Genomic DNA, 19,185 nt, shown 5'->3' on the forward strand with positions numbered 1-19,185 from the left:
TCGCGGGGCTCCGGGTGGCCAAGTTCCTTAAGCCATCGAGTGGTCTCCACCATGACAGCCATGCCCGGAGCCCCAGGGCCCTCCGATCTTACGAACGACCAGAGCAACCACACTTGAAAGGTAGGACACGTCATGATCTTGGTTACCGGAGCGACCGGCAAGGTCGGATCCGAAGCCGTCCGGCTGCTCGCCGCACAGCACCACCCCACGCGGGCGCTGGTCCGTGATCCGGCCCGCGCGCCGTACGGCGGCGCGGCGGGCGTCGAGATCGCAGTGGGGGACTTCGACCGTCCCGCCACGCTCGACGCGGCCATGCGCGGCGTTGACACCGTCGTGCTCGTCACCCCGTCCAGGCCGGCTCAGGAGATCGCGGTCATCGACAGCGCCCTCCGCCACGGGGTGACGCACATCGTCAAGATCACCAACCACAGGGCGACGGCCGACTCACCGGTCGGCCGCCGCCGTGACCACGCGCGGATCGAGGCCCACCTGAAGGCGACCGGACTCGCGTACACGCTGCTCGCTCCCAACCTCTTCATGCAGAACCTGCTCGCCGCCGCACCGATGATCAAGCAGACGGGCGGATTCACGATGTCGGCCGGCGACGGCCGGTTCGGGATGGTCGACGCCCGCGACGTCGGCGCCACCGCCGCGGTGATCGCCGCGGCGCCCCAGGAGCACGCGGGTCGCACCTACCTGCTGACCGGCCCCGAACTGCTCACCTACGCCGAGGTCGCCAAGGAGTTGACGTACGCGCTCGGACGGGAGATCGAGTACCGCCGGATCTCCCCCGACGAGCACCGCGAGGCGATGATCCAGGCAGGCGTCCCCGAGGCCGTCGCGACCTCCAACGCCCAGGTGTTCGGCCTGATCGCCGAAGGCGATGCGGAGTGGCTGTCCGACGACGTGGCATCCGTCACCGGGACCCCGCCGCGCAGCATGCGCACGTTCCTCGCCGAGCACGTCACCGCCTTCTCATGAGAGCCCCTGCGGAGGATGCCCCGTGAGGTGATGGTCCGCCCCGGCCGTCGGCAGGCAGCCGTTACCGGTCCTCGATCCTGATGCCGAACACCGACGCCATCGCCCCTACGAGGCTCTGCGCATCGGCGGCCGACACGGTGGCACCGCGAAGATCCTCGACGCCTCCGATGCCTGACAGGTCGCAATCCTTGAACCGGGCATGCGAAGACTTCGCCGACGACGAGCTGTACGAACGCATGGTGGACTGACGCCCCTCCTCCCCGCGCATTCTTCAAGCCGCCATCAGCGCCGAGGATCGTCGTCGCTCACGGCACCCGAACCCTCGGCGCTGAGCCGGCGACGCCGTGCCGGTGCCCGAGGCCTGTCGGACCGCACTGCGAGGATGCCGGTCATGAGGGACGACAGCACCGCGATCGCCGACTACTGGGACGCCGCCGCACCGGCCTTCGACGACGAGCCGGATCACGGGCTGGGGGACGAACGGACCCGCGCGGCGTGGGCGCGCCTGTTGGACGCCTGGACGCCGCCCGCTCCGGTCGACGTCCTCGACGTCGGGTGCGGGACCGGCTCGCTGTCCCTGCTGCTGGCGCAGGCCGGGCATCGCGTGACGGGCGTGGACCTGGCGCCGAGGATGGTCGCGCGGGCCCGCGGAAAGCTGGCGGCCGCCGGACTGCCGGGCCGGTTTCTCGTGGGTGACGCGACCTCACCGCCGACCGGCGACGAGGTCTTCGACGTCGTGGTGTCGCGCCACCTGGTGTGGACCCTTCCCGATCCCGAGGCCGCGCTGCGTGAGTGGGTGGATCTGCTGCGGCCCGGTGGCCGGCTGGTCCTGGTCGAGGGCCGGTGGCGTGAGTCGGGACAGCGTGGGACGCCGTACGTGAGCGGAGCGGAGCTCCTGCCATGGAACGGCGGAATCGGCGCGCACGACCTGGCCGCCGTCATACGTCCCCTCGTCACCGACCTGCGAATCGAGCCTCTCAGTGGCGACTCGGACCTGTGGGGCGGTCCCGTGACCGACGAGCGGTACGCCCTGATCGCCCGGCGACGCCGCGATCGGGCCGGCCTCTCCCGCAGCCGCTAGCGGCTCTGGCCGTACTCGCGTTCGATGCCGTCGAGGATCCAGGTCAAGCCCTGCTCGAAGTCCTCCTGGGCGGGGATTCCCGCGTCCAGGACCGGTTCCAGATGCGGGAACCGTCCCTCGGCCAGGAGGCTGCGCACGTACGGCTGTTCCTCGATGCCGCCCAGGCCGGCCGCCTCACGTTCCCGGTTGTGCTGCGCGCGGAGCGTGTAGCCGAGCAGGTAGTGGTCGATGGCCGTGACGATGGCCCGCATCGCGCGGGGGTCGTCGGTGAGCCGGCTCGCGGCGGCGAAGGACTGCTCGGCGTGCAGGAGCCCGTTGGGTCCGACCCGCGGTGAACGTCCCGCCAGCTGGAAGACCCACGGGTGCCGCAGTCCGGCCTCCCGTTCCCGGGCGGCGATCCACCGGAACGCCTCGCGCCAGTCGCCGGGCAGCTCCCCCTCGATCAGCACCTCGGCGGCCACCTCGTCGTACATGAGGTCGAGGAGGTCCTCCTTGGCGTCGATGTGCGTGTAGAGGCTCATCGCGCGCACGCCGAGCTCGCTCGCGACGCGCCGGATCGACACCGCGTCCAGCCCCTCGGCGTCCGCGATCGTGATGGCCGCCGCCACGATCGCCTCCCGGCTGAGCTTGGGCCGGCGCCCGCCGCGGGGGCGGGACCACACCGGGTCGGCGGCGCGCTTGCGGTCGCCGGCGCGCTGGTAGCGCTCAGGCACTGCGGACGGCCGGTCCCCGTCGATCGTCATGTCCCGATCGTACCCGTACGGCGTACGTTCCAGCCGATACGCTGTACGGATTGAGCGATACGGCGTACGGTTAAAGCGATACACCGTACGGAAACTCAACGAGAGAAGACCGGATGACCGCCGTACCCACCCGCGCCCCCGCCGCCGGCCGGCGCGGCATCGACCCCGAACTGCGCCGGCTGGCGATCGTGGTCCTGCTCGGATCGATCATGACGATCCTCGACACCACGATCGTCAACGTCGCCGTCACCACCCTCGGCAAGGACTTCGACGCCTCGTTGTCGTCGATCCAGTGGGTGATGACCGGCTACACCCTTGCCCTGTCCATGGCGATCCCGCTCACCGGCTGGTCGGTCCGCCGCTTCGGGGCGCGCACCATGTGGCTGACCTCGCTGGTGCTGTTCATCTCCGGCTCACTGCTGTGCGGGCTGGCCTGGTCGGTGCCCGCCCTGATCGCGTTCCGGATCCTGCAGGGCGTCGGCGGCGGCATGCTCATGCCGATCGGCCAGACCGTACTGGCGCGTGCGGCGGGGCCGGACCGGATGGGTCGGGCGATGACCATCGTCTCGGTACCGGCCATGCTCGCGCCCGTGCTCGGCCCACTGCTCGGCGGTGTGATCCTCGACAGCGTCAGCTGGCGCTGGCTGTTCTTCATCAACCTCCCGTTCTGCGCGCTGGCGCTCGCCGCCGCGCTGCGCATGATGCCCCGCGACGCCGAGCGCGACCCGGGCGCGCCGCTCGACCTTCTCGGCATGCTGCTGCTCTGCCCCGGCCTGGCCGCGCTCGTGTACGGCCTGGCCCGGACCGGTGCGGGCGCGGGTCTGTCCGACCCCCGCTTCCTGACGGCCTTCGGGGCGGGTGCCGTGCTGGTCGCGGCGTTCGCGGCGCACGCGCTGCGCAAGGGCGCGGGCGCGCTGATCGACGTGCGGCTGCTGCGCGACCGCTCGTTCGCCGCCGCGACCGGCGGGCTGTTCGTCTACTGCGTTCCGGTGTTCGGCCTGACGGTGCTGCTGCCGCTGTTCTCCCAGGTCGTACGGGGCGAGTCGCCGATGGCCGCGGGCTGGCTGATCTCGCCGCTCGGCCTCGGCGCGATGCTCACGATGACGGTGGCGGGGAGGGTCACCGACCGGTACGGGGCACGCTGGATCGCGGTCGGCGGGGTGGCGCTGGTGCTGGCCGGCACGCTGGCCCTGACCCGGATCGACCCGTCCACCGGCCACCTCGTGCTGATGGCGGTGATGCTGGTGATCGGGTTGGGGCATGGCGCCGTGTCCCCGGTCCTGATGGCGGCCGCCTACCAGGGCATTCCGCGTGAGTCGGTGCCCGCCGCGACGACCGGCGCCGGCGTCCTCGTCCGGGTCGGCAGCTCGTTCGGCACCGCGATCCTCACGATCGTGCTCCAGATCATGATCCGCGGCCACGTGCCGGGCGCGACCGGCAACCTCAAGGAGGCCGCCGCCCACCGCACCGCGCAGACGCCCATGCAGCTCATCTCGGCGTTCACCGGCACGTTCTGGTGGGCGGCCGCGCTCCTGGCCGTCACGCTGGTCCCCGTGCTGCTGGTGCCGCGCAGGCGCGGGTGATCCAGGGTCAGCAGGTGTGGCGTTCGAGGGAGGCGAGGGCCCGGTCGGCGACCTGGACGACCCAGAAGCCGCCCTTCGGGAGCCGGGGATCCTCCGGGGGCGAAGCGCCGAGTTCCTCGCAGGCGCGGGCGATGAGCTCGGGCACGAGCTCGCCGTGGGTGCAGATCACGGCGGGGACGCCGTCGGCGAGGAGTTCGGCGAGCCGGTCGCCCGGCGCCTTGGCCGTGCCGACGGTGACCGCCCAGTCGGTACGGACGTCCGCGGCGGTACGGGCGGCGTAGGGCAGGACCGTCTCCAGGCAACGGGCCGTCGCCGAGCTGATCACCCGGGCGGGCCCGTAGCAGATCAGGACGTCGTCGAGGCGCTGGGCCTGCGCGCGTCCCTCCTGGTCGAGGGGGCGCAGCAGGTCGTCCTCCTCCCAGTCCCGCTTCTGCCCGGCCGTGGCGTGCCGGAGGACGATGTACGGCGTGGTGCGCAACGGGCCGGCGGCGAACTCCCGCAGGACGTCGCGGTCGTGGTCGTAGCTGAGCCGCCCCTCCGCCGCGCCGATCGGGAGCCAGTCGACCCGGTCGACCTCGTCATTGGGGACGAACCGGCCCTCGTCCCCGGTGGCCGTCCAGTAGTCGACCCGTTTGGGCCGGCCTCGCGCCTCGTACCGGATCGTGGACAGCCTGCGGCCGAGGACCGGCCAGACGCCGGTCTCCTCCCAGACCTCGCGGGCCGCGGCGCGTACGACGTGCTCGCCGCGGTCGACCTTGCCCTTGGGGAAGGACCAGTCGTCGTACCGGGGACGGTGGATCAGGGCGACGAGCGGGCGGCCGTCCGGGCCGGGCCGCCACAGCACCGCGCCGGCGGCACGGATCGTCCCCGGGGGGTCAGGAGTCAACGGTCCTCCAGCGGCGCGCCCGCATCAGGTGGGTCTGCACGTCGATGTCCCCCTCGTGCCGCGTCCACACGCCGTTCTCGCCGAGGACCCAGCACTTGGTGTCCGGGCCCATCGCGAGGTCGAAGCGGCCGACGAGGTCCGCGCAGTGGGCCGGGTCGGTGACGCGCACGAGCGTCTCGACCCGGCGGTCCAGGTTGCGGTGCATGAGGTCGGCGCTGCCGATCCAGACCTCGTGGTTGCCGCCGTTCTCGAAGGCGTACACCCGCGAGTGCTCCAGGAACCGGCCGAGGACGCTGCGGACCTGGATCGTCTCCGACATGCCGGGCACGCCCGGGCGGAGCGCGCAGATTCCGCGCACCCAGACGTCGATCGGCACGCCCTCCCGCGAGGCCCGGTACAGCGCGTCGATGAGGACCTCGTCGACCAGGGCGTTGCACTTGAACCGGATGCGGGCGGGCCGGCCCTCCTCGTGGTGCTCGATCTCCCGCTCGATGCGCTCGACCAGCCCGGCGCGCAGTGAGTCGGGGGCGACGAGGAGCCGCCGGTAGTCGGTGTCCCGCGAGTAGCCGGTCAGGTGGTTGAACAGGGCGCTGACGTCCTGGCCGACCTCGGGGTCGGCGGTCAGCAGGCCGTAGTCCTCATAGATCCGGGCGGTCTTGGGGTTGTAGTTGCCGGTGCCGATGTGGCAGTAGCGGCGCAGCGACCCGTCGGACTCCTGCCGGACCACCAGCGCGACCTTGCAGTGGGTCTTGAGGCCGACGAAGCCGTACACCACGTGGCAGCCGGCGCGCTCCAGCTTGCGCGCCCACGTGATGTTGGCCTGCTCGTCGAACCGCGCCTTGATCTCGACGACCACGACGACCTGCTTACCCGCCTCGGCGGCGTCGATGAGCGCGTCGATGATCGGCGAGTCGCCGCTGGTCCGGTACAGCGTCTGCTTGATCGCCAGGACCTGCGGGTCGCCGGCGGCGTCCTCGATGAGGCGCTCGACGCTCGTGGTGAACGAGTCGTACGGATGCTGGACGAGGACGTCGTGGTCGCGCAGGGTGGCGAAGATGTCGGTGTCGTGCGGCAGCGCCGCCTCGGACGGCACGAACGGCGGGTACTTCAGCTCGCTGCGGTCGAGGTCGGCGATGGCGGTCATGCCGCCGAGGTCGAGCGGGCCGGGCACGCGGTACACCGCGCGCTCGTCGACCTCCAGCTCGGTCATCAGCAGTTCGAGGACCTCGGGGGTGATCGACTCCTCGACCTCCAGCCGTACGACGGGCCCGAACCTGCGGCGCAGCAGCTCGCGTTCGAGGGCCTGCAGGAGGTTCTCGGCGATGTCCTCGTCGACCTCCAGGTCCTGGTTGCGGGTGACCCGGAACGCGTGGTGCTCGAGAATCTCGGTGCCGGTGAACAGCTCCGGGAGGTTCTCGGCGATCACGTCCTCCAGCGGCACGAAGCGCGACGGCGACGCCTCCAGGAACCTCGGCAGCACCGGCGGCACCTTGACGCGGGCGAACATGGTCGTGCCTATGTCCGGGTCGCGGACCAGCACCGCCAGGTTGAGGGACAGCCCGGAGATGTACGGGAAGGGGTGCGCCGGGTCGACGACCAGCGGGGTCAGCACCGGGTAGATCCGCCGCCGGAACAGGCGGTTCAGGCTCTCCTTCTCCGTGTCGGCCAGTTCGTCCCAGCGCAGGACCTCGATCCCCTCCTTGGCGAGGGCCGGGAGGATCTCCTCGTGGAAGAGCGCGGCGTGCTCCAGCATCAGGTCGCGGGCGATTTCGGAGGTGTGCGCGAGGACCTCGCGGGGCTGGCGGCCGCTGGCGCTCTGGACGGCGATGCCGGTGGCCATGCGCCGGGTCAGCCCGGCGACCCGCACCATGAAGAACTCGTCCAGGTTGGTCGCGAAGATCGACAGGAACCGCACGCGTTCCAGCAACGGCAGCGACGGGTCGGCGGCCAGGTCCAGGACGCGCTGGTTGAACCGGAGCCAGCTCTCCTCTCGATCAAGGAACCGATCCTCTGGCAGCCCGTCCACCGAACGGGCGAAATGCCCTGGTTCAACGCTCATGAGGTATATGGTCCCCATTTTTGGTGAACGGAAAGCGAACGAGATGTTTCCGGACCGATTCCCCCGGCCAAGCCGCCGACCAGCACGGACCGGCCCGCAGCGGCGTCAACCGTTCTATCGGGTCTCCGCCGCGAACGGCAAAGCGGCGGCCCGCTCGCCGGGAGGGGGAACGGGCCGCCGGGTGCTCGTGATCTCAGACCGCGACGCGGCCACCGTCGACGGGAAGGACGGCGCCGTGGACGAAGCTCGACCGGTCGCCGGCCAGGAAGACGATCGCCTCGGCGATCTCCTGGGCCGTGGCCGGACGGCCGGCCGGAGCGGCGGCGGCCAGCCGGTCGAGGCCCTCGCCCATCCCGGCGGTGCCCTCGGTGCGGGTAGGACCAGGGCTCACCGCGTTGACGCGGACGCCCGCCGGGCCGTACTCGGCGGCCCAGGACTTGGTGAGCAGCCGCAGCGCGGCCTTGCTCGCTCCGTACAGGCCCATCCCCGCCGCACCGAACTCGGCGACCATCGTGGTGACGTTCACGATCGCGCCGTCGCCGCGCTCCGCCATGTCCGGAGCGAACTCGGCGACGAGGAAGTACGGCGCCTTGACGTTCAGCGCGAACACGGCGTCGAACTCCTCCTCCTTCGACTCGTGGGTCGGGCCGAAGGGGAAGATCCCGGCGTTGTTGACGAGGATGTCGACCTGGCCGACCAGGTCCCTGGCCCGCGCCGCCAGCGACCGGGCGGATGCCTCGTCGCGCAGGTCCGAGGCCACGAAGTGCGCCTCCCCACCGGACGCGCGGATCTCTCGCACCACCTCTTCCCCACGGGCCGCGTCACGCCCGGCGATCACCACACGTGCGCCCCGCTCAGCGAGCGCGACCGCGGCCGCCCGGCCGATGCCGCTGTTCCCGCCGGTCACCAGCGCCGACTTCCCCTGCAGTTCCGACATGGTCTCCACCCACTCCTGCTACTTCCGCGAGGCCGGGTCGCTCCCGGCACGTGGGTGTAAGGCACGGCGGCGCCGAAGCTTTCCCACTGCGCCAGTCGAGCGCCTTATGGCCGCCATCAGCCCGCCTACTGGAGTCCGCGGTACTCCAGGCCGGCGAGCAGCCGGGCCAGGTCGCGCCGGTGGGAGGTGGCGGGCCACACCGCCCAGGTGCGCCGCACGATCGGATGCCCGGCGAGCGGCGACCAGGTGACCGAGTCGGGCAGCGGCCGGCCCCATCCGGGCGGCGCCAGCGCGAAGGCGCCGCCCGCCGTGACGGCGGCCAGCTTCACCTCGGCGATCAGCTCCTGCCCCTCCGGCGGAGGAAGCCCCAGATCCAGGCCATGGCTGCGCAGGGTCGCGGTGAGCTCGTCGTACCAGGCGGGACTCCCGGAGCGGGGGAACCCGACCCAGTCCAGCCCGGCGAGGTCCTCCAACCGGATCCCGTCGCGTCCGGCGATCTTCGCGGCCACTTCGGCGGCCAGGAGGACGCCCAGCCGCTCCTCGACGACCAGCATGGCGTCCAGATCCTGACCGATCGGGTGTTCCCGAACCAGTCCGACGTCTATTTCGCCGGCCCGCAGCGCCGCGAACTGGCCCGCGGTGGACATGTGGCGGGCGTGCACCCTCGTCCTCGGGTAGGCGGCGGTAAGGCCGGCGAGCGGTCCGGAGAGCAGGTCAGAGGGGAGCTCGAGCGGGATGCCGATCCGCACCGTGCCTCCCCCGTCGGCGGCGTGCCTGGCGACCGCGGCCATCGCCTGGTCATGACGTGCCAGCACCGCGCGAGCCTCGGAGAGCAGCGTCATGCCCGCCTCGGTGGCCCGCACACCGGTGCTCCCGCGTTCCAGCAGTTGCAGGCCGAGCCGCCGCTCCAGGGCGTTCATCGTCTGCGACAGCGCGGGCTGGCTCACATGCAGCCGCCGTGCGGCCGCCGACAGGCCGCCCTCCTCCACGACCGCGACGAACGCCCGCATCTCCCGCAGATCCACCCGTCCATCACATCACGCACCGGTTACGGCCCGGCCGGGCGGCCGATCGAGGTCAGCCGGCTCGCGAGGTCCACGGTCGTGCCGGACAGGAGCGGGCGAGATGCGCGGGCCGGTGGCACGCGTCAGGCCTCCCCGGCGGCCTCCCGGCCGATACGGCCGGTCAGTCCAGCGGCGGTCAGGGTGAGGTGCCGGACCAGCGCCTCCGCCGCGGTGTCGGCGTCGCGGGCCAGCGCCGCCTCCTCCAGCCGGCGGTGCTCGGCGATCGCGTCCCGGCCGGGAGCGCGGTGCGCCGAGAAGCGGCGGGCCAGCTCGCTCGCGGTCCACATCCGGTCGAAGGTCTCCAGCAGGACGGGATTGCCGCAGCCCTCCAGCAGGGTGCGGTGGAAGACCCGGTGCGCCTCGGCCCAGGCGGCGCTGTAGTACTCGCCCTCCTCCGGCACGTGCGTCGGAGTGCGCGCCAGACGGTGGTGGGCGGCTCGTACACGGGCCTCCCAGTCGACGTCACCGCGCTCGATGGACAGGCGCAGCACGACCGGCTCGATGGTCCGGCGGGCCTCCGCGATCTCCTGCCAGCGGCGGTCGGAGAAGGCCGGGACGGCGAAGCCGCGGTTGGGCAGCCGGTCGGCGAGCCCGTCGCCGACCACCCGGACGAGCGCCTCGCGCACGATGGCCAGGCTCACGCCCTGCTCCTTGGCGAGGTCCTGCGGTTTCAGGGCGTCGCCGGGAGCGTAGTGCCCGCGCATGATCGCGTCCCGCAGGTGTGCGTAGACCTGCTCGGAGAGCATCTGCTTCCCCGGCGAGGTGGAGGTCCGGCTCGTCACGCCTCAAGGATAGACGATCAGAGAAATAATCGATTATCTGTGTTATCGTCGATTCGTTCGGCGAGGTCGCCCCGCGACGTCGTCGACCGCACCACCGCCACCCCTCGTACAGCCGGAAAGGCAGGACGCGATGAGCGTCAACGACCCCTTCGCCCGCCTCCCCGAGGCGGCCTCTTTCACCGTCACCAGCACCGACGTCGCCGACGGCGCCGCCTGGGCGCCCGAGCAGTGGTCCTCCGGCGTCCCCGGCGGCAAGGACCTCTCCCCGCAGCTGTCCTGGAGCGGTGCTCCCGACGGCACCAAGAGCTACGCCGTCACGGTCTACGACCCCGACGCCCCCACCGGGTCCGGGTTCTGGCACTGGGCGGTCGCCGACATCCCCGCCACCGTCACCGAGCTGCCGGAGGGCGCCGGCGACGACGCCGGCTCGGGCCTGCCCGAGGGCGCCTTCCAGCTGCCCAACGACGCCCGCCTGGCCCGCTACATCGGTGCCGCCCCACCCGCCGGGCACGGCCCGCACCGCTACTTCGTCGTGGTGCACGCCCTCGACGTCGAGTCCATCGGCGTCCCGGCCGACGCCACGCCGGCCCTTCTCGGCTTCACCATGGGCGGCCACATCCTCGGCCGCGCGGTCCTGACCGCCACCGCCGAGACCCCCGCGTAACGAAAGACAGGCCCTCGACCAGGCTCGTGGTCGAGGGCCGTTGTCGTGGCGGAACCGCCGCCCGGCCGGACCGCCGCCCGGCCGGGCGGCGTCGGCGTCAGCGGGCGCGGCGGATGACGTACGGCTGGACGATGCCGAGACCGCGGGCCGGGCGGCGGCCGATGCGGACGAGCTGGTACGCGTCGTCGCCGCGCAGCCCGTCGGCCAGGTCGGCGTCGGCGAGGACGGTGCCGGGCCGGGCGATCGAGGTCAGTCGGCTCGCGAGGTTCACGGTCGTGCCGAACACGTCGCCCATCAGCGAGAGCACGAGGCCGTACGCCATGCCGACCCGCACGTCCGTGTCGCCGCCGGCGCGGACCGCCTCGGCGATGCACAGCCCGATCTCCGCGCCCAGCGTGGGAGTGTCGGCGGTGTAGAGGACCTCGTCCCCCAGGGTCTTGACGATCCGCCCGCCGTGCTCGGCCACGACGTCGGAGGCGGTCTCCTCGAACCGCTCGACCAGCTCGGCCAGCTCCAGCTCGCCGAGGTTCCGGCTGGTCGCGGTGAACCCGACGATGTCGGCGAACCCCACCGCGACCCGCAGCCGCCCCGGAACGGCGTCCTCCGCCGCCGACGCGGTCAGCGCACGGGTGCCGGCGGCGGCGAGCTGCCGCCGCCACGCGTGGACGAGGAGCGGCTCCAGCGCGGCGATGTGCCCCTCGGCGTGCTCCATGATCATGCGGACGACGTCCGGCGAGGGCGGCTGCAGCGGATCGGCCAGCGCGCCGACGATGATGTCGATCTGCCACTCGGCGAGCCGGGCCATCGTCTGGCCGACGGCGCGGACCATCCGCAGGACCATCTCCTCGTCCAGCAGGCCCTCGCCGAGGAGGTCCTTGATCCGGACGAGCGCGTCGAGGTCGCCCTCGGTGAAGGCGACCGTCTCGTCGGCGAGGTGCGGGAAACCGAAGGCCCGCCACAGCCGCTGGGTGAACTCCGGCGACACCCCGGACCGCTCGATCGCGTCGATCCGGGTGTACCGCAGCTCACCGCCGAGGAGGAGCTCCTCGATCTCCTTCGGCTCCGGCACGTCGCTCATGTACGGCCCCGTCTACGGCTTGACGCCGTCGCCGTCGGTCAGCTCCTCGACGATCCGGTAGAGCTGGTTCTGGGTGTACTCGACCCGGGGGATGTTCTTCAGGATGAGCTGGCCGTGCTCACCGCCCGACTCGACGATCAGCGTGCCGGTGCCCAGCATCCGCTGGATCAGGTTGTGCTCGAACGACACGTCGTTGACCCGGGTGAGCGGGATGTCGCGCCCGGAGCGGGACAGGATGCCGTGCCGCAGCACGAACCGGCGGTTCGTGAGGGTGTAGGACGTGGTGACCCAGCGCAGGAACGGGATCAGCCCGACGACGAGGATCGCGACGACCGCGACCGCCGCGATGATGAGGCGGATCACCGTCTGCGCACTGCCGCCCGGGATGAAGACGATGGCGGCGACCGCCACGGCGACCGTCACGACCGCCCAGAAGATCGTGCCGACCAGCGTCGACCAGTGCGGGTGGAACTCGAGGACGATCTCTTCGTCCTCGCCCAACGAGCTCTTCGCAAGACCCATGGCGTCATCCTGGCAGAAACGGAGGGGTGGGAAATGTCATCACGTCACAAAGTGGACAACGATGAAGATGAGGGCGATGACCCACACGCCACCGCCGCCGACGAGGCCGCCCGTCGCGGTGTCGACGGCGTACTCGCGCTCCTCGTGCGACGTGCGGAGCCGGATCCAGCCGGCCGCCGCGACCTGCCCGAGCCACGGCGACGCCAGCACCGGCCCGTACGCCAGGGCCAGCCGCGCCTGCCCCAGGCCGCGCAGGCTCTCGGCCAGCTCGAAGCCGATCGCGGTGACGACGACGGCCACCACGAACCCAAGCACCGCCATCTGGACGTACCGGCCGGCGAGGGCGTAGTGGACCGGCTCGCGCACGCGCCGGTGCGCGTCGCCCACCAGCTCGGCCGCGTCCTGGTCGGGGCGTACGTCGTCGGCGGGATCGGGCAGCGGGCCGACCGCGTGCGGGCCGAAGCGGGTGGTCAGCTCCCGCCAGACGCCGGCGGCCCGCTCCTCCAGGCCGTCGAGGCGCGCCCACTCCTGCTCGACCGAGGCGTACGCGGCGGTCCGCCGCTCCTCGGCCTCCTCCAGGCCGCGCCGGGCCCGCTCCGCGGCGAGCAGCCTGCGGCCGGCCTCGGCGGCGTACTCCTTGTACGCCCGCCGCGCCGCCTGCGGATCGTACGCGCGCCGCGCCGCCTGCGGGTCGTACGCCCGCCGCGCCGCCTCCGGGTCCGTCATCTGCCCTCCGCCCTCACGCGACGCCGTCCCCCGCCTCGCTCATCACCTCGAACGGGATGATCGGCTGGGGCGGCACGCCGGTGCGCTGGTCGTGGAACAGGGCCCGCCGGTGGCGCGGGGTCCAGCTCAGCATCTGGCCGCCCGGCAGCGGCGACAGCTCGCTGTCCCGTACGTCCAGGGCGACCCAGGCGTCGATGTTGCGCACGTTCCCGACCCGCTCGACGACGTCGGCCTTGAGCCGGTCCGTCGTCCGCCACCAGCCGAGCACGTGCATCCGGCGCTCCGGGCCGTGCTCGACGAGACGGCGGACCGCCCGGCGCAGGTCCTCGGCGCGGCCGGTCGCGGCGTCCACCGCGAACAGCGCGAGGTACTCGGGCACGTCCCGGTCGGCGGGCTCGGGCAGGTCGCCGCCGAGCGTAACCTGGTGCCCGTCGTCGGCCAGCCGCCGGGCCAGCAGCCCGACCCGGGGCTCGAGCTGCGCGTCCAGCGCGTACAGCCGGAAGACCGCCGTCCCCGGCGCATGCCCGCGCGACAGCGACAGCACGGCGGAGGCGAGCACGTCGTACGCCTCGTCGGCGCGGGTGCCGACGACCGCGAGGTTGCGCCCGGGCGCGCGGTCGAACCGCACGGTCGCCGCGCTGCCGGCCAGGTCGATGAGCTGGCCGACCGCGCTCTCGCCCGGCGGCAGGGCCGGCGCGGTCATCAGCTCCGGGACGTGCGCGCCGTCGAAGATGCGCGGCGGCGCGAGGTGCTCGGGGCGCCGCTGCCACAGCTCCCGCTGCAGCGCGTCGAACGTGCCCGCGACGCCGGCGTCCGGCAGGCGGGCGATGCGGTTGGCCTGCCGCGCGCCGGACTCGGCGTTCACGACCGCGCAGAAGCGCGCGACCTGCAGGGCGGCGGTGTTGTCGTCGGCGAGGATGCGGCGCGCCTTGGGCAGCGCGATTCTCAGCGTGAACTGATCGAGGATGGCCCCGCGCCCCCACAGGGTCTGGACGCCGCCGATGTTCTGGCTGGCCAGGACGAGGTGGATGCCCTGGGACCGGCCCCGGCGGGCCAGGTCGTTGAGGAGGTACAGCGACTCGTCGGTGATCTTGTCCTGCTGCTGGATCAGCACCTGGAACTCGTCGATCACCGCGACCATGCGCGGCCAGTGCCCGTCCGGGTCGACCGCCCGCAGCTCCTCCAGCTTCGTGACCTCGTGCTCGCGGGCGGCGGCGCCCCGGCGTTCGAGCTCGCGGGCCAGGAACCGCAGCAGCGCCAGGCCGAACTCCCGGTCGTTGTTGATGTTCACGCCGATGAGCCGGGCGTGCGGCAGCCACGTCTTGTCGGTACGGCCGCTGGCCAGGCGGGCGAACGACACGCCCTCCTTGAAGTCCAGCAGGTAGAACTCCAGCTCGTCGGGCGAGTACCGCGCGGCCATCGACCCGATCATGGCGTAGAGGAAGTTCGTCTTGCCGGAGCCGGGCGGACCGCCGACGAGCGCGTGCACCGGGTCGTCGCCGAGGAGGACCTCCACCGGCTCGTACCGGTCGACGTCCTCGCCGATGGGGGCGCGTACCCCGGCCGCCGACGACTCGCTCCACATGCGGTGCGGGACCAGTTCGGCGAAGCGCGGCGGGTCGCGTTCGATGCCCGCCCAGCGGGCGGCGCGTTCGCAGACCGCGCGGACCAGCTCGGGCGGCGGCGGCTCGACCGTCACCGGCAGTTCCCCGGTCATCGAGGTGGTGACGCGGCCGTCCGCCGTGATGTGGATCGTCTCGATGCCCGGCGCGTCCTCGGCGGGCACGTCGCGGCAGACGACGTGGATGCCGCAGGCCGCGCCGGCGTGCATCACGCTGTTCAGGTGGGCGACCTCGTCGTCGCGGAGGCCGCGCACCGGGCTCTGCACGATGACGACCTGCCACGGCTCGGGCCGGCGTCCGGTCGCCGCGGCGAGCTCGGCGAGGGAGGAGTGCCCGCCGCCGAGCACGTCCCGCTGGATGCGCCGGATGTCACGGTCCAGCGAGCCGAGGAGGTCCTTGAACTCCTCGACGCCGTACACGGTGAGCAGGCCGGGCCGGGACAGGGCGTGGAAGCCGCCGAGCCCGGCCCCGAGCCGCCGCGGGTCGTACAGGCTGACCCGTACGGAGCCGGGCCGCGTCATCGCCACGATCCGGACGAGCAGCGCGTCGACGATGGCGTCGGCGAGCGGGGTCTGGCCTCCGGTGATCTTCAGATGGCCGGAGTCCAGCAGCGGGATCAGCGCGGGCACTTCACCGGCGGCCGTGCCGACGCGGTAGAGACACGGCCCGGAGTCGGCCGGCTCGGGCTCGGCCGGCCAGTCCGTCCAGGGCGCGGACGCGGCGCCGGGCGCGGCCTCGGCGGCCAGCTCCCGCCAGCCGGCCACGGCCGTCGCCGTCTCCGGGCCGCTCGTCGCGGCGACGTCCCGGCGGCCCTGCTCGACCGCCGCCTCCGCCTCGGCGATCATCTCGTCGAGCCGGCTCCGGCGGGCGCGGATCGCGCCGCGGGCCTGCCGGATGTCCTTGCGCACGGCGGCAACGAGATCGCCGGGCTTGAGCGTCATGTGGGGGTTCCTGCGGCTTTCACGCAGACGGCGGTGGGCGGGGTACCTCGGTCGGGGACGTGCGGGGGTGCGGTCTCCTAAAGCCCCTCGGCGTAGGTGTTCGCCTCTTCGATCGCGGCGCCGATCTGGTTCTGGCACTCCTCGATGCTCTCGACCGCCTGCCCCATGGCGCCCAGCGCGCCGCTCAGGGCGTCGTGCTCGCTCCCCTGGGCCACCGCGATCAGGTACTGCAGCGCCGACTCGGCCCGGCTCCCGGCCTGGACGAGCAGCTGCACGGCCTGCTCGGCCTCTTCGCCGGCCTGGGCGATGGCGCCCTTGAGCTCAGCCACACTGGCCATGCAACGACCTCCGGAGGATGGGGATAGCCCAATTAAACCGGCGCGTTGCGGACCGGTCCAGTTGGGCAGGTCCGCCGACCGATGTAGCCATCCGGGCGGATGACGACGGAGGTGCCGGCCGAGGCGTCGTACGCGGTGTGGGCGTGGCCGTGGGTGTCGATGACGTAAGGTCCGGGCGCGGACTCGCCGGGGCGCAGGACCGCGTAGGCGTGGGGCGCGTCCGGGGCGGGGACGCCGAAGGTCAGATGGGTGGCGTGCGGGCCCCGGAACAGGTCGAACAGCCGGATCGGCCTGCCGTCGGCGTCGGTGACGGGGGCGTCCGGCGCGCGGTCGCCCGCCACGATCCGGCCCTCGGCCGTCCGGTAGGTCACGTCCAGCTGGCGGGTGTTCTCCCCGCGTTCGTGGGCGTCCGCGGCCCCCTCCCGGTGTTTGCGCATGAGCTCGGAGCTGATGCGCAGGACCCTTTCGGCCGTCGCGCGGCGTTCGGTCTCGTAGCCGTCGAGGAGCTCGGGTGAGCCGTCGGCCAGCTTCCAGCCGAGGTTGTAGGCGTCCTGCACGCCGGTGTTCAGCCCTTGCCCGCCGGTGGGCGGATGTACGTGGGCGGCGTCGCCCGCGAGGAAGACCCGGCCCACGCGGAAGCGCCCGGCCAGGCGGATGTTGGGCCGCCAGACGGTGGACCAGGCCAGCCGGGTCAGCCGGACGCCCGCGCCGAGCGCGTCCAGCTTGCCCTGCAGGATCTCCAGCGAGGCCTCGTCCTCACCTTCTCCGAGCGGGGCGTTGAACTGGAAGAGACCTGGTGTGCTCGGCAGCGGGCTCAGGCCGACTCCGACCATCGGGGCGTCCGCGCGGGCGAACCAGTAGCCCCAGGCGTGGTCCAGCCCGTCGGCGGCCACGTCGCCGAGCAGCATCCGGATGGTCTCGTCCGTGACCCCCTCGAAGGGGACTCCCAGGACCTTGCGTACGGTGCTGCGCCCGCCGTCGGCGCCCACCAGGTAGGAGGCGCGCACGGTCTCGCCGGTGGACAGACGCGCCGTCACGCCGTCCGCGTCCTGGTCGAAGTCGACCAGGGCGGTGTTCAGCTCGACCCGGGCGCCGAGCTCGGCGAGCCGGTCCCGCAGGATGCCCTCGGTCTGGGACTGACCGAGGACCCACGCGTTCGGGTAAGGCACGTCGGGGGTCGGCTCGAGGTGCTCGGCCATGCGCCGGTCCATCACGTACTTCCCGTCGAGGTGCACGCGCATCGTCGGCACGGGGCGCCCCTGCCGGAGCACCGCGCCCAGAACGCCGAGGTCCTCGAAGACCTCGAGCGTGCGCGGCTGGAGGCCGTCGCCCCGCGATCCGGCGAAGTACTCGCTCGCCTTGTCGATGACACGGACGCCGAGCCCTCGCCGGGCGAGATCGATGGCCAGGGTCAGGCCGGTCGGGCCGGCGCCCGCGATGATCACATCCATACTGAACCACCACTCACTGAATAAGATTTCACTGAATTCAGATTCAGTATGTGGTTGGTACGGTTCCCGGTCAAGGAGGTTCCGTGAAGCGCAAGGAGAGGGCGGCGGAGACCGAGGCCGCTCTTAAGGCCGCCGCGAAGCGGGTGTTCGCCGAACGCGGCTACCTGAATACGAAGATCGCCGACATAACCGCCGAGGCCGGGCGGGCCGCGGGCTCCTTCTACAACCACTTCGCCGGCAAGGAGGCCCTCCTCGAAGCGCTCCTGGCCGACATGGCGACCGAGAGCGACTCTGCGGCCTCCGCTCCCGGGCACCTGTCGGACTTCACCGACCCGGAGGCGGTCCGCCAGCACATCGAGGTCTCCGTCCGCCTCTACCGGGAGCACGCCGCGACGATCCGCGCCGTGCAGGAGGCGGCCCTGGTCAGTGAGAACTTCGCCCGCACCCTGGCCAGGTTCGCCGGGAGCGAGATGGCCGACATCCTGGGCCACGTCACCTGCGTCATCGACGCCGGGCGCCGGCTCCCCGCTCCACCGGAGACCGCGCTACGGATGGTGTACTCCCTGGTCCACGCCTTCCTGCAGACCCGGCAGCAGCCCGCCGACGCGCTCAGCGACGAGGAAGTGACCGAGGCCCTGACCCGCTTCGTCTACCGCGGCCTCAACGGCTGCGACTTCTAGCGCACGTGCACGACGTCGCCGGCGCTGAGCACGTGGTCGCCACCGGCGGCGCGGACGACCAGGCAGCCGTTCTCGTCGACGTCCACGGCCTCCCCGGTCAGCACGCCGTCCGGCGCGCCCGGTGCGCCGCCGGGCAGCTCCACGCGCACCTGACGGCCGAGCGTCGCGCACACCGCGCGGTACGCGTCCCGGAGCGCGCCCTCGGTCCAGTCCCCGCAGTACTCGACGTACCGGTGCGCCAGCTCGCGCAGGATCGCGCGCAGCACCGGGTCGCGGTCTGCGGGGGCGTCCTCCAGCGCGAGGGAGGTCGCGGTGGGCACCGGCAGCTCGTCGGCGCGCAGGCTGACATTGAGCCCGATGCCGAGGACGACGGCGTCGCCCACCCGCTCGGCGAGGATCCCGGCGAGCTTCCGGCCGTGGATCAGCACGTCGTTGGGCCACTTCAGCGCCGCGTCGGCCATCCCGCCGCGCGACATGTCCTCGATCTCGACGAACCCGCGCAGGGCGCTCACCACGGCCACCCCGGCCAGGAGCGGCAGCCAGCCGAGCCGGGCGACCGGGACGGGCGGCCGCAGCAGCACCGAGAACGCCAGCCCCGAACGCGGCGGGGCGGTCCACCGCCGGTCCAGGCGGCCGCGCCCGGCGGTCTGCGCCTCGGCGACGAGGACCAGTCCCTCCTCCGCGCCGCCGCGGGCCGCCTCGGCCAGGTCGGCGTTGGTCGAGCCGGTCTCGGCGACGACCTCGATCCGGCGCCACACCCCGCCGGGACGGACGAGCGCGCGGTTCAGCGCCCGCTCGTTCAGCGGCGGACGGTCCAGATCGGTGTACGGGGTGCTCACCTCCCCAGCCTAGAGCCGTGTCATAACCGGGCCGCCATTCGCGCAGCCGCTGGTTGTGCCGCCGCCCCGCCTTCAACTCCAGCACCCCGCGGGGGTCACCGACCGTTAAGGTTCCGATCCGCCGCTCGACCGGCCCACTCGATGACCTGCTTGGCCGCTTCGTGCTGGGCCTGTTTGATCCGGCGCTTGTGGTGGGCTTCGAGCCTCC

Annotated in this window: 19 protein-coding genes; 5 read left to right on the top strand and 14 right to left on the bottom strand. The window is 72.6% G+C overall.

The annotated features are described in order from the left end of the window. Positions 1-132 precede the first annotated feature (132 nt). Positions 133-981 carry an SDR family oxidoreductase gene (locus NE234_RS43575; RefSeq protein ID WP_252787053.1) on the top strand — a complete coding sequence of 283 codons (849 nt, stop codon included), beginning with the start codon at positions 133-135 and terminating at the stop codon, positions 979-981. A gap of 61 nt (positions 982-1,042) precedes the next feature. Here NE234_RS43575 and NE234_RS43580 read toward each other — a convergent pair whose 3' ends face one another. Beyond that, positions 1,043-1,219, bottom strand: coding sequence for a hypothetical protein (locus NE234_RS43580; RefSeq protein ID WP_252787054.1), 177 nt, complete (start codon positions 1,217-1,219; stop codon positions 1,043-1,045). Positions 1,220-1,372: 153 nt separating this feature from the next. Between NE234_RS43580 and NE234_RS43585 the strand changes: the two genes are divergently transcribed. Beyond that, positions 1,373-2,062 (top strand): class I SAM-dependent methyltransferase, encoded by a 690-nt coding sequence (locus tag NE234_RS43585; protein WP_252787055.1) that lies wholly within the window; start codon positions 1,373-1,375, stop codon positions 2,060-2,062. Here the strand turns inward: NE234_RS43585 and NE234_RS43590 are convergent. After that, a complete protein-coding gene (locus tag NE234_RS43590; RefSeq protein WP_252787056.1) occupies positions 2,059-2,805 on the bottom strand; it encodes a TetR/AcrR family transcriptional regulator C-terminal domain-containing protein in 747 nt (248 codons plus the stop codon). The two genes, NE234_RS43585 and NE234_RS43590, sit on opposite strands and share 4 nt — an antisense overlap. 113 nt (positions 2,806-2,918) lie before the next feature. Here NE234_RS43590 and NE234_RS43595 point away from each other — a divergent pair, with 113 nt between their 5' ends. Beyond that, positions 2,919-4,388 (top strand): MDR family MFS transporter, encoded by a 1,470-nt coding sequence (locus NE234_RS43595; protein ID WP_252787057.1) that lies wholly within the window; start codon positions 2,919-2,921, stop codon positions 4,386-4,388. Positions 4,389-4,395: 7 nt separating this feature from the next. On the opposite strand, the gene NE234_RS43600 is transcribed toward NE234_RS43595, so the two are convergent. From NE234_RS43600 to NE234_RS43620, 5 genes are all read right to left on the bottom strand, one after another. Next, on the bottom strand, positions 4,396-5,274 hold the full coding sequence (locus tag NE234_RS43600; protein ID WP_252787058.1) for an NUDIX hydrolase: 879 nt from the start codon (positions 5,272-5,274) through the stop codon (positions 4,396-4,398). Then, the gene (locus tag NE234_RS43605; RefSeq protein WP_252787059.1) at positions 5,264-7,333 is read right to left on the bottom strand and encodes an RNA degradosome polyphosphate kinase; all 2,070 of its coding nucleotides are present in this window, start codon (positions 7,331-7,333) and stop codon (positions 5,264-5,266) included. Before NE234_RS43605 ends, NE234_RS43600 begins: the two co-directional genes overlap by 11 nt. Positions 7,334-7,526: 193 nt before the next feature. After that, complete coding sequence (locus NE234_RS43610; RefSeq protein ID WP_252787060.1) at positions 7,527-8,270, bottom strand: SDR family NAD(P)-dependent oxidoreductase; 744 nt, start codon at positions 8,268-8,270, stop codon at positions 7,527-7,529. 125 nt (positions 8,271-8,395) lie between these two features. Then, the gene (locus tag NE234_RS43615) at positions 8,396-9,295 is read right to left on the bottom strand and encodes a LysR family transcriptional regulator (protein WP_252787061.1); all 900 of its coding nucleotides are present in this window, start codon (positions 9,293-9,295) and stop codon (positions 8,396-8,398) included. A gap of 122 nt (positions 9,296-9,417) precedes the next feature. Beyond that, complete coding sequence (locus NE234_RS43620) at positions 9,418-10,116, bottom strand: GntR family transcriptional regulator (protein WP_252787062.1); 699 nt, start codon at positions 10,114-10,116, stop codon at positions 9,418-9,420. A 130-nt stretch (positions 10,117-10,246) separates the two neighbouring features. On the opposite strand from NE234_RS43620, the gene NE234_RS43625 reads away from it, so the two are divergent. Further along, positions 10,247-10,780, top strand: coding sequence for a YbhB/YbcL family Raf kinase inhibitor-like protein (locus NE234_RS43625; protein ID WP_252787063.1), 534 nt, complete (start codon positions 10,247-10,249; stop codon positions 10,778-10,780). 97 nt (positions 10,781-10,877) lie between these two features. Here NE234_RS43625 and NE234_RS43630 read toward each other — a convergent pair whose 3' ends face one another. From NE234_RS43630 to NE234_RS43655, 6 genes are all read right to left on the bottom strand, one after another. Then, the gene (locus NE234_RS43630; RefSeq protein ID WP_252787064.1) at positions 10,878-11,858 is read right to left on the bottom strand and encodes an adenylate/guanylate cyclase domain-containing protein; all 981 of its coding nucleotides are present in this window, start codon (positions 11,856-11,858) and stop codon (positions 10,878-10,880) included. Positions 11,859-11,870: 12 nt separating this feature from the next. Next, positions 11,871-12,380 carry a PH domain-containing protein gene (locus tag NE234_RS43635; RefSeq protein WP_252787065.1) on the bottom strand — a complete coding sequence of 170 codons (510 nt, stop codon included), beginning with the start codon at positions 12,378-12,380 and terminating at the stop codon, positions 11,871-11,873. A 39-nt stretch (positions 12,381-12,419) separates the two neighbouring features. Continuing rightward, a complete protein-coding gene (locus NE234_RS43640) occupies positions 12,420-13,106 on the bottom strand; it encodes a hypothetical protein (protein ID WP_252787066.1) in 687 nt (228 codons plus the stop codon). 13 nt (positions 13,107-13,119) lie between these two features. Further along, positions 13,120-15,669 (bottom strand): FtsK/SpoIIIE domain-containing protein, encoded by a 2,550-nt coding sequence (locus tag NE234_RS43645; RefSeq protein ID WP_252787067.1) that lies wholly within the window; start codon positions 15,667-15,669, stop codon positions 13,120-13,122. Positions 15,670-15,746: 77 nt separating this feature from the next. Continuing rightward, positions 15,747-16,007, bottom strand: coding sequence for a hypothetical protein (locus tag NE234_RS43650; protein WP_252787068.1), 261 nt, complete (start codon positions 16,005-16,007; stop codon positions 15,747-15,749). 32 nt (positions 16,008-16,039) lie between these two features. Beyond that, positions 16,040-17,458, bottom strand: coding sequence for an FAD-dependent monooxygenase (locus NE234_RS43655; RefSeq protein WP_252787069.1), 1,419 nt, complete (start codon positions 17,456-17,458; stop codon positions 16,040-16,042). 83 nt (positions 17,459-17,541) lie between these two features. On the opposite strand from NE234_RS43655, the gene NE234_RS43660 reads away from it, so the two are divergent. Beyond that, positions 17,542-18,138, top strand: a complete 597-nt coding sequence (locus NE234_RS43660) for a TetR/AcrR family transcriptional regulator (RefSeq protein WP_252787070.1) — start codon at positions 17,542-17,544, stop codon at positions 18,136-18,138. Here the strand turns inward: NE234_RS43660 and NE234_RS43665 are convergent. Continuing rightward, positions 18,135-18,977 (bottom strand): biotin--[acetyl-CoA-carboxylase] ligase, encoded by an 843-nt coding sequence (locus NE234_RS43665; protein WP_252787071.1) that lies wholly within the window; start codon positions 18,975-18,977, stop codon positions 18,135-18,137. The genes NE234_RS43660 and NE234_RS43665 overlap by 4 nt on opposite strands. Positions 18,978-19,185 lie beyond the last annotated feature (208 nt).

It is taken from the genome of Actinoallomurus rhizosphaericola (assembly GCF_024055675.1).
GTDB lineage: Bacteria > Actinomycetota > Actinomycetes > Streptosporangiales > Streptosporangiaceae > Actinoallomurus > Actinoallomurus soli.

What these genes read in the sequence shown, in the direction of transcription:
- NE234_RS43640 (WP_252787066.1), bottom strand. Translation starts at nt 13,106, where the DNA reads ATGACGGACCCGGAGGCGGCGCGGCGGGCGTACGACCCGCAGGCGGCG.
- NE234_RS43635 (WP_252787065.1), bottom strand. Translation starts at nt 12,380, where the DNA reads ATGGGTCTTGCGAAGAGCTCGTTGGGCGAGGACGAAGAGATCGTCCTC.
- NE234_RS43655 (WP_252787069.1), bottom strand. Translation starts at nt 17,458, where the DNA reads ATGGATGTGATCATCGCGGGCGCCGGCCCGACCGGCCTGACCCTGGCC.
- NE234_RS43650 (WP_252787068.1), bottom strand. Translation starts at nt 16,007, where the DNA reads ATGGCCAGTGTGGCTGAGCTCAAGGGCGCCATCGCCCAGGCCGGCGAA.
- NE234_RS43610 (WP_252787060.1), bottom strand. Translation starts at nt 8,270, where the DNA reads ATGTCGGAACTGCAGGGGAAGTCGGCGCTGGTGACCGGCGGGAACAGC.
- NE234_RS43625 (WP_252787063.1), top strand. Translation starts at nt 10,247, where the DNA reads ATGAGCGTCAACGACCCCTTCGCCCGCCTCCCCGAGGCGGCCTCTTTC.
- NE234_RS43605 (WP_252787059.1), bottom strand. Translation starts at nt 7,333, where the DNA reads ATGAGCGTTGAACCAGGGCATTTCGCCCGTTCGGTGGACGGGCTGCCA.
- NE234_RS43585 (WP_252787055.1), top strand. Translation starts at nt 1,373, where the DNA reads ATGAGGGACGACAGCACCGCGATCGCCGACTACTGGGACGCCGCCGCA.
- NE234_RS43595 (WP_252787057.1), top strand. Translation starts at nt 2,919, where the DNA reads ATGACCGCCGTACCCACCCGCGCCCCCGCCGCCGGCCGGCGCGGCATC.
- NE234_RS43630 (WP_252787064.1), bottom strand. Translation starts at nt 11,858, where the DNA reads ATGAGCGACGTGCCGGAGCCGAAGGAGATCGAGGAGCTCCTCCTCGGC.
- NE234_RS43580 (WP_252787054.1), bottom strand. Translation starts at nt 1,219, where the DNA reads ATGCGTTCGTACAGCTCGTCGTCGGCGAAGTCTTCGCATGCCCGGTTC.
- NE234_RS43590 (WP_252787056.1), bottom strand. Translation starts at nt 2,805, where the DNA reads ATGACGATCGACGGGGACCGGCCGTCCGCAGTGCCTGAGCGCTACCAG.
- NE234_RS43575 (WP_252787053.1), top strand. Translation starts at nt 133, where the DNA reads ATGATCTTGGTTACCGGAGCGACCGGCAAGGTCGGATCCGAAGCCGTC.
- NE234_RS43645 (WP_252787067.1), bottom strand. Translation starts at nt 15,669, where the DNA reads ATGACGCTCAAGCCCGGCGATCTCGTTGCCGCCGTGCGCAAGGACATC.